Origin of the sequence: Pseudoalteromonas porphyrae (assembly GCF_001298125.1) — a bacterium.
Lineage (GTDB): Bacteria > Pseudomonadota > Gammaproteobacteria > Enterobacterales > Alteromonadaceae > Pseudoalteromonas > Pseudoalteromonas neustonica.
Window position 1 is genome coordinate 16,424 of sequence record NZ_LHPH01000020.1, and the last position, 15,206, is coordinate 31,629.

The 15,206-nt window shown below is 39.8% G+C and carries 12 protein-coding genes; 2 read left to right on the plus strand and 10 right to left on the minus strand.

All coding sequences use genetic code 11. The annotated features are described in order from the left end of the window. Window positions 1–88: 88 nt before the first annotated feature. From ribBA to ADS77_RS15545, 9 genes are all read right to left on the minus strand, one after another. A complete protein-coding gene (gene ribBA / locus ADS77_RS15505; RefSeq protein ID WP_054206153.1) occupies window positions 89–1,201 on the minus strand; it encodes a bifunctional 3,4-dihydroxy-2-butanone-4-phosphate synthase/GTP cyclohydrolase II in 1,113 nt (370 codons plus the stop codon). 30 nt (window positions 1,202–1,231) lie between these two features. Further along, a complete protein-coding gene (locus ADS77_RS15510) occupies window positions 1,232–1,885 on the minus strand; it encodes a riboflavin synthase (RefSeq protein ID WP_054206154.1) in 654 nt (217 codons plus the stop codon). 22 nt (window positions 1,886–1,907) lie between these two features. Further along, window positions 1,908–3,044, minus strand: coding sequence for a bifunctional diaminohydroxyphosphoribosylaminopyrimidine deaminase/5-amino-6-(5-phosphoribosylamino)uracil reductase RibD (gene ribD, locus ADS77_RS15515; RefSeq protein ID WP_054206155.1), 1,137 nt, complete (start codon window positions 3,042–3,044; stop codon window positions 1,908–1,910). 1 nt (window position 3,045) lies between these two features. Beyond that, window positions 3,046–3,495: a transcriptional regulator NrdR gene (nrdR, locus tag ADS77_RS15520; protein ID WP_016708083.1), complete on the minus strand. Its 450-nt coding sequence runs from the start codon at window positions 3,493–3,495 to the stop codon at window positions 3,046–3,048. A gap of 102 nt (window positions 3,496–3,597) precedes the next feature. Continuing rightward, window positions 3,598–4,854, minus strand: coding sequence for a serine hydroxymethyltransferase (gene glyA, locus ADS77_RS15525; protein WP_054206156.1), 1,257 nt, complete (start codon window positions 4,852–4,854; stop codon window positions 3,598–3,600). A 720-nt stretch (window positions 4,855–5,574) separates the two neighbouring features. Further along, complete coding sequence (thrC, locus tag ADS77_RS15530) at window positions 5,575–6,858, minus strand: threonine synthase (RefSeq protein ID WP_054455240.1); 1,284 nt, start codon at window positions 6,856–6,858, stop codon at window positions 5,575–5,577. A gap of 18 nt (window positions 6,859–6,876) precedes the next feature. Beyond that, window positions 6,877–7,803: a homoserine kinase gene (thrB, locus tag ADS77_RS15535; RefSeq protein WP_054206158.1), complete on the minus strand. Its 927-nt coding sequence runs from the start codon at window positions 7,801–7,803 to the stop codon at window positions 6,877–6,879. Between the two features lie 9 nt (window positions 7,804–7,812). Beyond that, on the minus strand, window positions 7,813–10,230 hold the full coding sequence (thrA, locus tag ADS77_RS15540; protein ID WP_054455242.1) for a bifunctional aspartate kinase/homoserine dehydrogenase I: 2,418 nt from the start codon (window positions 10,228–10,230) through the stop codon (window positions 7,813–7,815). Window positions 10,231–10,458: 228 nt separating this feature from the next. Next, window positions 10,459–10,824, minus strand: a complete 366-nt coding sequence (locus ADS77_RS15545; RefSeq protein WP_054206160.1) for a response regulator — start codon at window positions 10,822–10,824, stop codon at window positions 10,459–10,461. A 269-nt stretch (window positions 10,825–11,093) separates the two neighbouring features. Here ADS77_RS15545 and ADS77_RS15550 point away from each other — a divergent pair, with 269 nt between their 5' ends. Continuing rightward, window positions 11,094–12,857, plus strand: a complete 1,764-nt coding sequence (locus tag ADS77_RS15550; RefSeq protein WP_054206161.1) for a sensor histidine kinase — start codon at window positions 11,094–11,096, stop codon at window positions 12,855–12,857. A gap of 451 nt (window positions 12,858–13,308) precedes the next feature. Further along, window positions 13,309–14,220 carry a recombination-associated protein RdgC gene (rdgC, locus tag ADS77_RS15555; protein ID WP_054206162.1) on the plus strand — a complete coding sequence of 304 codons (912 nt, stop codon included), beginning with the start codon at window positions 13,309–13,311 and terminating at the stop codon, window positions 14,218–14,220. A 45-nt stretch (window positions 14,221–14,265) separates the two neighbouring features. Here the strand turns inward: rdgC and ADS77_RS15560 are convergent, their stop codons facing one another. Then, window positions 14,266–15,105, minus strand: coding sequence for an HDOD domain-containing protein (locus tag ADS77_RS15560; protein WP_054206163.1), 840 nt, complete (start codon window positions 15,103–15,105; stop codon window positions 14,266–14,268). Window positions 15,106–15,206 lie beyond the last annotated feature (101 nt).

The following is a 15,206-nucleotide window of genomic DNA, read 5'->3' on the forward strand; positions in this document are numbered from 1 at the left end:
CATACCATATAAATAAAATAATAGCCTAGAGCCTGTTTGCCTTTCATAATTAAAGTTTATTAATCTAAAACCAGAAACAGGCCTGAGCTTATTCTGGTTCTACGTAATCAACTACTTCAAGGTGAAAGCCCGACAGCGCATGGTACTTTTTAGGGCGACTCATTAAGCGCATTTTTTCAATTCCCAGATCAGCCAAGATTTGTGAGCCGACACCTACAGTACGCGATGTACCTTGAAACTTACGGTGTGCAACAGTTTCGCCAGCATCTTCTGCTGCAAACGCTTTAACCGTGGCTTCTAATTCATCAGTGCATTCTTGCTTACCAAGAATTACTAACACACCTTGGTGCTTAGCAATATAGGCCATAGCATCTGATAAGCCCCAACTTCTATCGGCACTGCGATCTGATAACAAAATATCATTAAAAGTACTTTGCAGATGAACACGTACTAAAGTTGGTTCATTCGCTTTAACGTCACCGTTTAATAGTGCGTAATGCAGCTGGCCGTCAATAGTATCTTTATAGGTTACTAAATCAAACTCTCCATGCTCTGTTGGCAATTTACATTTCGCGACTTGTTCAATAGTGGTTTCGTTAATGTTACGGTATTCGATAAGATCAGCAATGGTGCCAATTTTGATGTTATGTTGCTCGGCAAATATTTCTAAATCAGGACGGCGCGCCATAGTGCCATCGGCATTAAGAATTTCAACAATTACTGACGATGCTTCAAGCCCAGCTAAACGCGCTAAATCGCAACCAGCTTCAGTATGACCTGCACGGGTTAACACCCCACCCGGTTGCGCCATAATTGGAAAAATATGACCCGGTTGCACGATATCACTTGGCACAGCACCTTTGGCTATCGCAGCTTGTACAGTACGCGCGCGATCTGCAGCAGAAATCCCCGTGGTAACACCTTTAGATGCCTCGATAGACATTGTAAAGTTAGTCGAAAATGCTGCACCATTGTTTTTAACCATTAATGGTAAATCAAGCTGCTCACAACGTTCTTGTGTCATTGTTAAACAAATTAAGCCGCGGCCATGAGTGGCCATAAAATTAATCGCTTCAGCACTTATATGTTCGGCTGCGATAATTAAATCGCCTTCATTTTCTCTATCTTCATCGTCCATCAAAATAACCATTTTACCGGCTTTAATGTCATCAATAATTTCTTGTGCGCTGTGTAAATTCATAATCTGCTCGTGTAAGTTGTGGAGTTGGGGCTACTTAATAAAACCCGCTTGGGCAAGTAAATTCATCGAAATATCTGAACCGGCAGGTTGTTCTGCCCCTTTGATCAAGCGCTCTAAATAACGAGCAATTTGGTCAACTTCTAAATTCACTTGGGTGCCAATTTTAAAATCAGCAATGGTTGTTTGTTCACTCGTATGCGGCACGATAGTCAGTTTAAATTTGTTATCTTCTATCGCATTAACCGTTAGGCTAATACCATCAATACATACCGAGCCTTTATACGGGATATACTTCATCAGTTGCGCATCTGTGCTTAACCAATATTCAACAGCGCGCGCATTGGGCGTAATAGCTGTAATAGTCGCAATACCATCAACGTGCCCAGAGACTAAGTGCCCCCCTAAACGAGATACAGGTTGCATGGCTTTTTCAAGGTTAACCGTTTGCCCTTGTTTATAATGAGCAAACCCGGTTAAGCTTATCGTTTCGTTTGACAAGTCAGCACTAAAACCATCACTGTGCTTTGCTACAACCGTTAAACATACGCCGTTGGTTGCAATACTGTCACCTAAATTCACATCGGCCATATCAAGGTTGCTACTTTGAATGCGAATGGCTAAATCACCTTGTTTTTGTTCTAATTTACTAATTGTGCCTGTTGCTTCTATTATACCAGTAAACATAAGGTTGCTCTTCAATAGTAGGTTAAGGCGCTGTATTTAAACACCGCGCAGCTGTGATACGAATATCATCACCAATTAGTGCACATTCGCTAATTGTTAAGTTGTCCACATCTTGCATATTTGTCTGTTCTGCAAAATTTAATAAACTTTTGGCATCGTTACCTAACAATTTAGGTGCGAAATAAATAATGTATTCATCAATAAGCCCCTGCTCTGTCATTTTTCCCGCAAGGGTTGCACCGGCCTCTAACCAAATATGATTAAATTGGCGTTGTGCTAAAAGCTTGAGAGCGGCCAGTAAATCAACCTTATTATTTTGTTTTGGCACTACAATATGGCTTACGTAATGAGGCCATTGCTTTGATTTATCAAGCTCAGTGGTAAGAATAATTATCTCACTTTCTATACTAAACAAAGCCAGTTCAGGAGTTAAACGATTTTGTGAATCAATAATAATTCTTACTGGCTGACGCAAAGGTAACTCTGTGGGTAATGATTCTGGCAATTCATCAATACGAACATTAAGCTTGGCGTCATCAACTAAAACGGTATCTGCCCCCGTTAAAATAGCGCAGCTTTGTGCACGATAAAGTTGCACATCTTGACGAGCTTTAGAGCCCGTAATCCATTTACTTTGACCATTTTTAAGAGCCGTTTTACCATCAAGACTTGCCGCCATTTTACAGGTAATAAATGGCATGCCTTGTTCCATACGCTTTAAAAAGCCACGGTTTAATAGTTTAGCTTGTTGCTCTAATAGCCCTGATGCAACCTCAATTCCTGCATCAGCTAAAATTGCGAGACCTTTACCTGCCACTTGCGGATTTGGATCAACCATCGCGGCAATCACTTTTATCACGCCCGCGGCTTTTAGGCCTTCGGCACACGGAGGTGTGCGACCAAAATGACTACAAGGCTCAAGTGTGACATACGCAGTGGCACCTTTGGCTTGGCTACCTGCCATTGCTAACGCATTGACTTCAGCATGACCTTGCCCAGCTAATTGATGAAAGCCTTCACCAATAATCTGACCACCTTTAACTAGCACACAGCCAACATTAGGATTTGGTGTTGTTGTAAAGCGTCCTTGCTTGGCAAGTTCAATAGCCCGTGCCATAAATTGATGATCTTGCTCTGTGAATAATACGTTTTGACTCATTTTACTCCCCTAAGCGGGCGATTTCTTCACCAAATTCACGGATATCTTCAAACGAACGATACACAGAAGCAAAACGTACATAGGCGACTTTATCGAGTTTTTTAAGCGCTTCCATAATACACTCACCAATTAAGTGGCTGGATATCTCACGCTCACCCGTTGCTCGTAGTTGAGATTTGATAATATTGACAACTTCGTCAACCTGCTCAGTACTAACGGGACGTTTTTCTAATGCGCGGTGTAGACCATTGAGAAGTTTATCTTCGTTGAAAGGTTCGCGACTGCCATCTTGTTTAATTACCCGAGGCATCACAAGTTCAGCACCTTCAAAGGTGGTAAAGCGTTCATGACACTCATTGCATTCACGGCGTCGTCTAACTTGGTGGCCACCACCAACTAAACGCGAGTCAATTACTTTGGTATCTTTTGCGGTGCAAAATGGGCAATGCATAGGTATCAGCTTCCATTAAAAACAAAAAAGGCCGCTTTAAGGCGGCCTTTATAATAGCAAAAAACGTCGCTATTGTGATCTAAATTACAGTGGGCTTAATAATTAAGCGTAAACAGGTAATTTTTTACAGATTGCTTTAACTTTTTCTTTAACTTGTGCTTGTACAGACTCATCAGTGATGTTGTCTAGCACGTCACAGATCCAGCCCGCTAGCTCTTTGGATTCAGCTTCTTTAAAACCACGGCGTGTGATTGCAGGTGAACCAATACGCAGACCAGAGGTAACAAATGGTGAACGTGGATCGTTTGGTACTGAGTTTTTGTTCACTGTAATATTCGCATTACCCAGAGCTGCATCTGCATCTTTACCAGTGATGTCTTTATTGATTAAATCAAGTAAGAACAAGTGATTTTCTGTTTTATCAGACACGATTTTGTAGCCGCGCTCTTGCATTACTGCAACCATTGCTTGGGCATTTTTAACAACTTGAGTTTGGTATACTTTAAACTCTGGTTGTAGTGCTTCTTTAAATGCCACTGCTTTTGCAGCAATAACATGACATAAAGGACCACCTTGGCCACCTGGGAAAACAGCGCTATTAAGCTTTTTATAAATAGCTTCGTCGCCACAGGCTGAAATAATCAAACCGCCACGTGGACCTGCTAATGTTTTATGCGTAGTAGTAGTTACAACGTGTGCATGTGGTACTGGGCTTGGGTAAACGCCTGCAGCAATAAGACCAGCAACGTGAGCCATATCTACGAACAAGTAAGCGCCTACTTTATCAGCGATTTCACGGAATTTAGCCCAATCAACAATACCTGAGTATGCTGAGAAACCACCGATGATCATTTTTGGTTTATGCTCAAGTGCTAGCGCTTCAACTTGTGCGTAATCAATTTCGCCCGTTGCTTCGTCAAGTCCGTATTGGATTGCATTATAAAGCTTACCAGAGAAGCTCACATGTGAACCATGCGTTAAGTGACCACCATGAGCTAAGCTCATACCAAGTACCGTATCGCCAGCATCTAATAGCGCTAAAAATACAGCGGCATTTGCTTGTGAGCCAGCATGAGGCTGAACGTTTGCGTATTCAGAACCAAACAATTCATTTGCACGGTCAATCGCTAGTTGCTCAACCACGTCAACGTGCTCACAACCACCGTAATAACGCTTGCCCGGATAACCTTCAGCATATTTATTTGTTAACTGTGAACCCTGCGCTTCTAGTACGCGTGGGCTACAGTAGTTTTCAGATGCGATAAGCTCAATGTGTTCTTCTTGACGAGCAGTCTCTTTGTTGATTGCGTCAAATAACTCTGGATCAAAATCCGAAATATTCATGCTACGTTCTAACATGGGGGCTCCTAGGGCAACGTGTATGGTGTTTTTAAAGGCAATATTGTACGCTGAAAACGTCAATTTGACTACGGTGTAAAGATGAACATATTTAAACAGGGATTGAATTTAATTCACAGTGTTTTTGTAATGATATTTTTTTATAGAAACATAAATAATACTAATAAATAAAACAACTAAATATTTGTATTTTTAATGTGTTAATTTATTGCATTTGTTTCTATTTACACTACTATTGTACGAAATGTAATCATGGATGATCATAGGCTTATTATGTTAGCTAAACCTATTTACGAATTTATTCCCTACTGCTATTTTATTTTTGGTGGGTTTTGCATTCTTTTCTCGACTACCCTATTGCCGACGGCTATCGGCATTGCTTTGTTCTTAAATGGCGCAAACATTTGGCGTCTGCGATCTAATGCGCGCCGTATAGATCATAAAGTAAACCGAAAAAAAGTAAGGAAACACTATTATTATTATGAATTTAAGCCCTTCATTCTGTTGCTTACTGGTCTAATTCTAGTTAGTCGGGTACCCAATCAACTCGTTACACTTGCTGGCGCGATGATCTGTTTGATTGGCATTTTAATTTTATGTTTACGTATTTTAAATCGTCGTTCACGGTCCATGGTTTAAATTTAAATATTTTTACAATAAAAAAGCGATATACGTAATGTATTATCGCTTTTTTGTTTTAACTTTATCTAATTATAAAAATTAGCCTAATTTAGCTAATAAAATATCGCGAAGCACACTGTAGTCATCTGCAATATCTTCAGCCAAACATGGCTTAGCTAATGCATCCGCTAATGGTTTTGGCATATCGAGCTCTATATTTAAAATCTCTTCTACGCTATCTTTAAACTTAGCTGGATGCGCTGTAGCTAAGAACACCCCTGCCGTTCCTTGTGCTAAATTAGCTTTAAGTCCCTGATAAGCTATTGCTGTGTGAGGCTCTGCAACATAGCCCGTTTGTTGAATTTTTTTCATCACTGTTTGTGTATTGCTTTCATCAACGCTGGTTGAATAAAAGTCATCATAACTAAACCAATTATTATCTAACATGGTTTGCACTCGTGGCCAGTTATTAGGTTTGCTCACGTCCATTGCGTTTGAAAGTGATTCTATCGTCGCATTAGGTGCCCAGTTTTTATCATGGATAAAGCGCGGTACAGTATCATTCTGATTCGTTGTTGCACTGAGTTTAGCGACAGGCAAACCAATAACAGCACCGATCATTGCCGCACACACGTTACCAAAATTACCACTTGGCACAGAGATATGCGCGTTAGCACGTTTTTCTTTCGGTAATTGTGCAATTGCTTCAAAGTAGTAACAAACTTGTGCAACTAAACGGCTGATATTAATTGAATTAGCCGAGTTTAAACCTAGTCGAGATTTAATTTCATCATCTAAAAATGCATTTTTTACCATCGCTTGGCAATCATCAAAACTACCATCAACTGCATAACAATGAATGTTATTCCCCAATGTAGTGAACAGTTTTTGCTGCGCTAGAGAAATTTTCCCTTTTGGATAAAGGATCACCACATCAATATTTGGTTTATTATAAAACGCATGAGCAACAGCTGCACCTGTGTCACCAGAGGTTGCTGTTAGTATTGTAGTTTTTTCACCTTGGCTAAATTGTGCTAAGCACTCAGCCATAAAGCGGCCACCAAAGTCTTTAAAGGCAAGTGTTGGACCGTGGAACAATTCCAAACAATAAATATTTTCTTCTACTTCAACCAGTTTTACCGGAAAGTTAAACGCATTTTGCACCATTTGCGCAACAGTATCTGCGGGCAACTCATCGCCAATTAAATGCGATAAAATTTTACTACTACGACTAACAAAGTCCATATCAAGTAAAGCATCAATGTCCGCCAGTGGCGCTAGGGATTCAGGAAAGAATACGCCTTGGTTTCGGCCTAAACCTGTTTTAACTGCATCAACAAACGACACTTTTTGTGAATCATCTTTTAAATTATGTAATTGCATTATTTATTCCTTAAATTCTTATAACTGACGCGTGCCGGCGTTATCAAGCTTACAAATGTGGCAAAAGCCTTGTTCATTGATATAATTTTGTTCAAGCCACTGTGCGCATTGCTGTGCAGCTTCAAGCGTTTTACACACGGTAAATAAAGTAGGGCCTGCACCAGAAATACTGACTATTTCAGCACCTAGCTCCGGCAGTGCCGCTTTCGCTTCACTAAACCCGGTAATAAGCGGTGCGCGATATGGTTCTGCTATTTCATCACTCATAATTGATAACGCGTTATCAAAACGACCGGTTAACAACAATGTACTAAACGCTGATAAGCGCTGTGCAAATTCAACACTGGCATGCATGCTTAGCTGCCTTGGTAGTACTGAACGCGCTTTTGCGGTATTAAGCGAAAAACCAGGAAAAGCGGCTACGTAGTACCAGTTTTTATCTACCGGTAAGCTAATCGACTTATCTGGGATCAAATCACCCGTCAACTGTAAACCACCTAAGTAACAAGGTGTGATGTTATCGTAATGACGACCACCACTTACAATAGCTTCAAAATCAGCCATTAATTCAATCAGCTCTACTTGGCTAAGCGCAGTGCCTGCAAATTGATCAAGTGCCGCAAAGGTCGCTACAACTGAGCACGCACTAGAACCGAGCCCTGAACCAATCGGTAAATTCTTTTTAAGCTCTAATTTTACGCATGGCATACTTGGCGCAACATGTGTACGAAAATGCACTAAACACTGATACGCTAAGTTTTCATTAGCGTCACTTGGCAATTTATGTGCATACTCGCCCGAGCAAATAAACTCATCTCTTGTTGCAGGACTTACTGCAACAATGTCGCCTAATAATGTGCCATCAATAGGCGCAAGTGCAGCGCCTAATGAATCAAAACCAACGGCAAAATTCCCAATAGACGCTGGAGCATATACTTCAATCATTGTCCCCTCCTAGCGCGATAACGTTTTTAAGATATCAGCAAATACACCCGCAGCAGTCACTGCAGATCCTGCACCATAACCACGAATTACAAATGGACGTGGTTGGTAATATTCACTCAAGATTGCTAAGGCATTTTCACCATCACGAATAACTGCCAATGCATGTTTTGTATCAACCGCTTCAATACCGACTTTGCAGTGACCCGCATTGATTGTGCCCACATAACGCAATACTTTATCTTCACTGGCTGCACTTTGAATGCGATCACTAAATGCGGCATCTAAACTCGGTAGTTTAGCCATAAACTCTGCAACATCATCACCTTGTGCAAAACCAACAGGCAGGACCGATTCAACTTCAATATCACTAAGCTCTAACTTCATGCCAGCCTCACGGGCAATGATCAGTAATTTACGCGCAACATCTGTTCCCGATAAATCATCTCTAGGGTCTGGCTCAGTAAAACCACTCTCTTTTGCTTTAATGGTTGCTTCAGATAACGATAAACCATCTTGCAAGGCACCGAATATATAAGACAATGAACCAGATAAAATACCACTGAACTCAAGCAACTCATCGCCTGCACCAAACAGCGATTGTAAGTTATCTATTACCGGAAGCCCTGCTCCTACATTTGTTTCGTATAAAAACTTACGGTTATTCTTTTGGGTTGCTGCAATCAGGTCTTGGTAATAAGCATATGAACTCGTTGTCGCTTTTTTATTTGCAGCCACAACGTGAAAACCCGCATTTAAAAAGTCAACGTATTGCGCAGCCAATGCATCTGATGAGGTGCAATCAACTAATACTGGGTTGATTAAATGGTTTTGCCTAACAAATTGCTCAACCAGTTTTAAATCAAAAGCTTGTTCAGATGCAGCTAATTTTTGCTGCCAATCATCAAAAGCAATACCTTCGCCATCTAGGTGTAATTGACGAGAGTTAGCAACACCGTATAGATTTAACTTAATATTGCGCTTTTCCAGCCACGTTTGCTGGCGCTCTAATTGCTTTATAAGTTCTTGACCAACTAAGCCGCAGCCTAATAAAAACACGTCAATTGATGGGATATGAGTAAAGAAATTTTCGTGACACACTTTTACAGCATCATTACACAGTTCACCGTCGATCACCGCGGAAATAGCACTTTCAGTTGAATCTTGTGCAATAGCAACAATATTCACTTGCGCTTGAGCAAGCGATGCAAAAAACTTAGCGGCCAAGCCTTTATGAGCACGCATGTTATCACCCACTAACGTAACAATGGCTAAGTTACGTTGTACTTGCACAGGCTCAATAAGCCCTGCTTGTGATTCAAGCTCAAACGCTGTTTGCAGTGCATCAAGCGCTAATGGTAAGTCCGATTCATGAACACAAAAGCTAATACTAAATTCACATGACGACTGAGTAATAAGTACAATCGATACATTATCATGAGCAAGGGCATTAAATACTTTTGATGCCATGCCTACCTTACCTTTCATGCCTGGGCCTGAAACTGTTAGCATCGCAAGGTTTTGTAAACTGGATAACGCTTTAACTGGCTCCGATGATACATTATCGTTACTGATCAATGAGCCTTGCGCCTCTGGGTTATGAGTATTTTTAATTTCACATGGCACGCCCGCTTTAGCACACGGTAAAATTGTTTTAGGGTGAAGAACTTTGGCACCAAAGTAAGAAAGCTCCATCGCTTCTTTATATGATAAAAAATCAACCTTAGTGGCTTTTTTGATATAACGAGGATCTGCACTGTATACGCCGTCCACGTCAGTCCAGATTTGGCAAACTTCTGCTTCTAAACACGCTGCTGCAATTGCGGCTGAATAATCAGAACCATTGCGCCCGAGTGTAGTTAACTGACCTTGTTCATTGCTAGCTGTAAAACCCGGCATAATATAAATAGTTGCAGGGCTCACTTTTAAAGCCGCTTGGAAGCGAATTTTGCTCGCTACTAAATCAGCTTCCGCATCAATGTGGCCATTGGTTGATGCGATGCAATCAGTTGCTTCAAGGTAACGAGCGTTGTGCGAGCTTAGCAAACACTGCATCAGTGCCACACTCACGCGCTCACCAAAACTAATAATATAAGCACGAACCTGATCAGGACAGCATTGGATTAATTTGACACCAGCAAGTTTATTTTTCAGCTCATCTAAATCAGGCCAATTTTGTACTTGCCCACATTCAGCTTCAACAGCTACTTTTAAGCTGTCACAACGAGACGCGAGTGCATCCCACTGTTCGCTATAATCAAATCCCTGTTCAGCGCTACTTGCAAGTGCGACTAACGAATCAGTCATTCCACCTGGCGCTGAAAGTACCAATAACATTTCATCTTTTAACTGTGCTTTAACTAACTGAGCTACCTGCTGTAAACATGCCAAGTCGGCAAGTGATGACCCGCCAAATTTTAATACTCGCATTTTTATGTTCCTCATCCCATAAAACGAAAAAAGGCCTGTGTTCGTTGTGAACACAGGCCTTTAAATTTGTTGCACCGACCTATGCCACTATCCAGTAAGAATGGTGGTTGTAATAATAATGGTCAGTACGTTTGTATTTATTTTCATAGCCTTTAGACTGCCTTAAACAAGGCTATTCTGTCAACCCCACATTAAAAGATAAATTATGCCATTTAGTTATAAAGAGCTCTAATGAATGCCAAATTTATGCAATATTTCATTAAGCCTTACTTTATCTATTGGCTTATTTATAAAATCGATAGCCCCTAAATTAGCGACTCGCTGTTTCATTTCAGCCTGAATATCCGCAGATATAACGAGAACAAAACATTCAATACTGCTTTGTTTAATGCACTCAAGCACCTGAACACCGTCAACTTCTGGCATAGTTAAATCAAGACACAATAAATCAAAGCTATGAATTTGCATTAATTCCAATGCCTCTCGGCCATTTTTTGCCTGCATAATATTTGCGCTTAGGCATTCATTTATACATCGCACGACTTGTTTACGTGCTACTGTTGAATCATCACATACTAATACAGAGAAATTCATACTATTAACTACTAGCTCACATGGTTATAAATGACGGGTGGGTTCTCAGTAACTAAGAAACATTACTCTAACAGCAATATAGTGATTTTATAACACAATCATTCCTGTGAAATAAACATAAGTTTTTGCTAAAAAAAGAAAAATGAATAAATTTGTTGAGGAAAAGTAGATTATTTTATTTATTTTTAGGCGTTTATTAGCTAACTTTACAGATGAATGTACTCGCTGCTTGGGTATTAAATGATGAATAAAGGAGCTATGGGAAATCCATGCTACAAAAAAGCCTATCTAAAAAGCTGCTAACAAGCGTTTTATCCGTCTATTTTTTGCTGACTTTTGTTGTCACATGCGGACAAGTAATTGCTGAATATGTAAATACTAAAGATTACATTCGTGATGAACTGACTACGCTACAAAAAACATTTAGTCGCAGTTTAACGCGTGCTATCTGGGAGCTAAACACTAAACAAACAATCACCACAGCCGAAGGTTTACTCGCTATTCCTATGATTGAAGGCATTATAGTGCGTGACGATAGCGGCGAGATTATTTCTCAATTAGGTCGTTCTCTTGATATCCGAGAATTATACAGCCAGCAGCTGGTTCAAGAAGAAGCAATTATTGAAGACACCCCATCCGGTTTATTTGGGTACACTTTCCCATTAATTTTTGAGTTTTCAGGCCGAGCCACGCAAGTAGGCGACGTGACTTTATTTTCCAGCCGCGAAGTTGTATTTAGCCGTATTATGCTGTCAATTTATTTTCTAATTGGCAACGCAATGATCAAAACAACCTTTTTGATCATCTTGTTTTTAATGGCATTTAGAAAATTGCTTACCGAACCACTTGCGCAATTGACAGAGCAAATTGAAGACCTTGAACTCAACGATCTTGAAGGCCAACATATTGAAATAGAAACAACAGAACACAATGAACTAAAAGTAATGGAGCAATCATTTAATAAACTCATTGATAAAGTTGTGCAGTATCGCCAAGAACTCGAGCATACACAAAAAGAACTCATTCTAAGTAACGAAAAACTTGATCAGCAAAATCTACAACTTGAACAAGAAGTTGCACGTAAAACTTCAAACCTGAGTCAAGCAATGATGGATTTACAGCAGCAAAAATATGAACTCGAAAAGCAAAAGTTAACACTTACCGAAGAAATTGATCTACGTCGTCATACCGAGCATGAGTTACTTACCAAACAAACAGAATTACAGCGTTATGTAGATGAACTAAATATGGCTCAGGAGCGCCTAGTAGGCTCTGAAAAAATGGCTGCGCTAGGTGGTTTAGTTGCCGGGATCACGCATGATATCAATACACCAGTGGGGATTGGTGTAACCGCCACGTCTTTTTTACAAGAACGGTTATTACAAATCGAAAATGCATACAAAAATAAAACCCTCTCGCCAAAAGCACTTGAAGAGTTCATTAATGATGCCAAGCAAAGCACCAGTTTATTAACCACTAATTTAGATCGCGCATCTGAATTAGTGGCTAGTTTTAAACAAATCGCGGTGGATCAAGCCAGTGAAGCTGTTAGGACGATTAATTTTAAAGAGTATTTAGGTGAAGTGATCCGCTCTTTGCATCCTAAAATTAAAAATACCACGCATCATATTAATTTAGATTGCCCAGAAAGCTTGACCTTGAATTTACCCGCAGGCGCGATCAGCCAAATTTTTACAAACTTAATAATGAACTCCCTGATCCATGGGTTTGAAGGCATTACAAATGGCGTTATTAATATTGATATTAAAGATGATGACGATAATGTAATTATCAACTTTAACGATAACGGCAATGGCGTTACAGAACAGCAACTCGAAAAACTTTTCGACCCTTTCTTTACAACAAAACGTGAACAAGGTGGCAGCGGCTTAGGTACCCACATTACATTTAATTTAGTAAAACAGACTCTCAGTGGTGAAATTGATGCAACAAGCTCACCGGGTAATGGCTTAAGCTATGTGATCAGTTTCCCCAAAAACATGCCAAAGCCACTGTCAATTTTTAGTAATTAGATTAGGGCGTGTTGACCTTTTGTGATTAATTTTACACCAGTATGTTTGGTATTTAGGCTAGGCAGCGCCTATGCTGTGTGGTTGTTCCTTATAAATAGGCGATAACGACGCAGTATAAATTCCAAACATGCGCTGCCCAAAGGGTTCTTCCTAGAGGCGATTAACTCTTTGTTACCTAAATGGATGTAGGTAAAGGAAATGAGCAAACGAGGAAGCTTTGCTCTATTTTACTTAGCCCGTTAAACCTCATACTGAGATTAAATCGCCTGTAGATTAAACATATTTCAATCCTAAAAAGTCAACTGGCCTCAGTTAAAACCCTTTTAAGTTACTTCTTCTTATATTTAGCTAATGCTTTGCTCAATTGCTAAGCATTAGCTAAATCAGTCATTTCGACATCCGATTTTTATTGCTATGATTGAACAAATTTACCAATTGGATCAATCAACCTATGTGGTTTAGTAACCTTATTTGTTATCGCTTTAAACAAGACGTTTCGTATACTCAAGAAGACTTTGACAAAGCGTTAGAGCAGGACCTATTTCGCCCTTGCGGTAGCCAAGATTTAAGCACATTTGGCTGGACCAAAGCCTTTGGTAAGCACGGGGACACCCTTTCTCACTTTTCGCAAAAAAGTATTTTAGTCTGCGCTAAGCGTGAAGAAAAAGTACTTCCGGCCGCTGTGATCAACGATATGGTTGCAGAAAAAATTGAGCTGATCGAAGCTGAAGAAAATCGCCCAGTTAAGAAAAAAGAGAAAGATGAGCTCAAAGAAAATATCCTGCATAGCTTATTGCCGCAAGCATTTAAAAAATCGAGCTTACAGTTTGCCTTTATCGACCAAGAAAATGGTTGGGTAGTCGTTAACAGCGGCAGTTTCAATAAAGCTGAAGAGCTATTAGCATTACTTCGCAAGTCTCTGGGTACATTACCTGTCGTCCCTGCTTTTGCTAACTATGACTTAGATGTGTTTTTAACTGACTGGCTAACCAACTTTAGTACGCCTGAGGGCTTTGCAATTGGCTCAGACGCCGAGTTAGAAGAAGCAGATGACAGTGGTGCACAAGTTAAACTTAAAGGCCACGACCTTGCATGTGATGAAGTAAAATCACACTTAGAAAGTGGTAAGCGTGTCACTAAGCTTGCGCTTGATTGGCAAGAACGTCTTAAATTCATGTTACAAAATGACGGTTCAATTAAACGCTTAAGCTACTCAGATACACTCAAAGAAGAAAATGCTGATATACCAAAAGAAGATATGTTAGTAAAACTAGACGCTGATTTTATTCTTGCTTCAGAAGAAATTAAATTACTACTAGAAGAACTAACACAAGGTTTAGGCGACGTTGAAGACTTAGCCTAGAGTTTGATTTTCAAAAAAAGCGCCGAGGCGCTTTTTTCGTAATAATTAACTAAATACAGATTTCACATCATCAAGCATTTTATAATAGTCATCACTTGAGAAAATATCAGTTGATGAAATAACACCTTTATCAATATACATTTGTAAAGCAGCTGATTTATCAGACACTTGTAAAATCCCTTCCATGATCGCACCAATGCGAATAAAATCTACATAGCTTATGTTTTCAGGTCGATAATTAGGATTTGCCCAACTTTCTGACACTTCAACAAATTCATCTGTAAAATCCCATGCGCGCATAATAGCACCACCGACTTTACCACTGAGTTTTTGGATTGCATGAGCTAAAAAACTCGGATTAGCAAATACTTCAGGGTGACGCTCAGCTTCTGTTAAAATAGGCAATACACCAATATTATAAACTAATGACGCTAATGTAATCGTATCGCGATTTAATGACGTTTGCTTATTCTCTTTAAGAAAAAACTCCATTAGCGTAATTGAATGACATGCAACTTTTAAGGTTTTTTGCCATGCTTTATCCATGTAACCTTTTATTAATTCATTGTTTGAAACAAACAGTTGTTCCATTGCCATTGCTGTCGCAATATTTTTAATTTGTCTTAAACCAATGCGAGTAACGGCCTGATTGATATTAGAAACCTTAACCGAACGCCCCATAAACGCACTATTTGCAACCTTTATCATCCGCGCAGCCAAAGCGGGATCATGAGATATTACATCAGCCATTTGCGCTAAATTTACATCCGGATTATCTGCAGCTTGACGAACACGTACAGCAATCTCTGGCAAAGTTGGTAAAACCAAGGTGTCATTATTTATTCGATCGACCAAAATGGTCAGTAGTGCGTTTTCTGTTGACATAGATGTGCCATCCTTCTGTATTGGTTTTTAATATATCTAAACCATGGAATGTTTGTTTATTATAGATACAGTATTGTCTAACTTGCCGCTAAAGTTAAGAA

What these genes read in the sequence shown, in the direction of transcription:
- ribBA (WP_054206153.1), bottom strand. Translation starts at nt 1,201, where the DNA reads ATGAATTTACACAGCGCACAAGAAATTATTGATGACATTAAAGCCGGT.
- ADS77_RS15510 (WP_054206154.1), bottom strand. Translation starts at nt 1,885, where the DNA reads ATGTTTACTGGTATAATAGAAGCAACAGGCACAATTAGTAAATTAGAA.
- ribD (WP_054206155.1), bottom strand. Translation starts at nt 3,044, where the DNA reads ATGAGTCAAAACGTATTATTCACAGAGCAAGATCATCAATTTATGGCA.
- nrdR (WP_016708083.1), bottom strand. Translation starts at nt 3,495, where the DNA reads ATGCATTGCCCATTTTGCACCGCAAAAGATACCAAAGTAATTGACTCG.
- glyA (WP_054206156.1), bottom strand. Translation starts at nt 4,854, where the DNA reads ATGTTAGAACGTAGCATGAATATTTCGGATTTTGATCCAGAGTTATTT.
- thrC (WP_054455240.1), bottom strand. Translation starts at nt 6,858, where the DNA reads ATGCAATTACATAATTTAAAAGATGATTCACAAAAAGTGTCGTTTGTT.
- thrB (WP_054206158.1), bottom strand. Translation starts at nt 7,803, where the DNA reads ATGATTGAAGTATATGCTCCAGCGTCTATTGGGAATTTTGCCGTTGGT.
- thrA (WP_054455242.1), bottom strand. Translation starts at nt 10,230, where the DNA reads ATGCGAGTATTAAAATTTGGCGGGTCATCACTTGCCGACTTGGCATGT.
- ADS77_RS15545 (WP_054206160.1), bottom strand. Translation starts at nt 10,824, where the DNA reads ATGAATTTCTCTGTATTAGTATGTGATGATTCAACAGTAGCACGTAAA.
- ADS77_RS15550 (WP_054206161.1), top strand. Translation starts at nt 11,094, where the DNA reads ATGCTACAAAAAAGCCTATCTAAAAAGCTGCTAACAAGCGTTTTATCC.
- rdgC (WP_054206162.1), top strand. Translation starts at nt 13,309, where the DNA reads ATGTGGTTTAGTAACCTTATTTGTTATCGCTTTAAACAAGACGTTTCG.
- ADS77_RS15560 (WP_054206163.1), bottom strand. Translation starts at nt 15,105, where the DNA reads ATGTCAACAGAAAACGCACTACTGACCATTTTGGTCGATCGAATAAAT.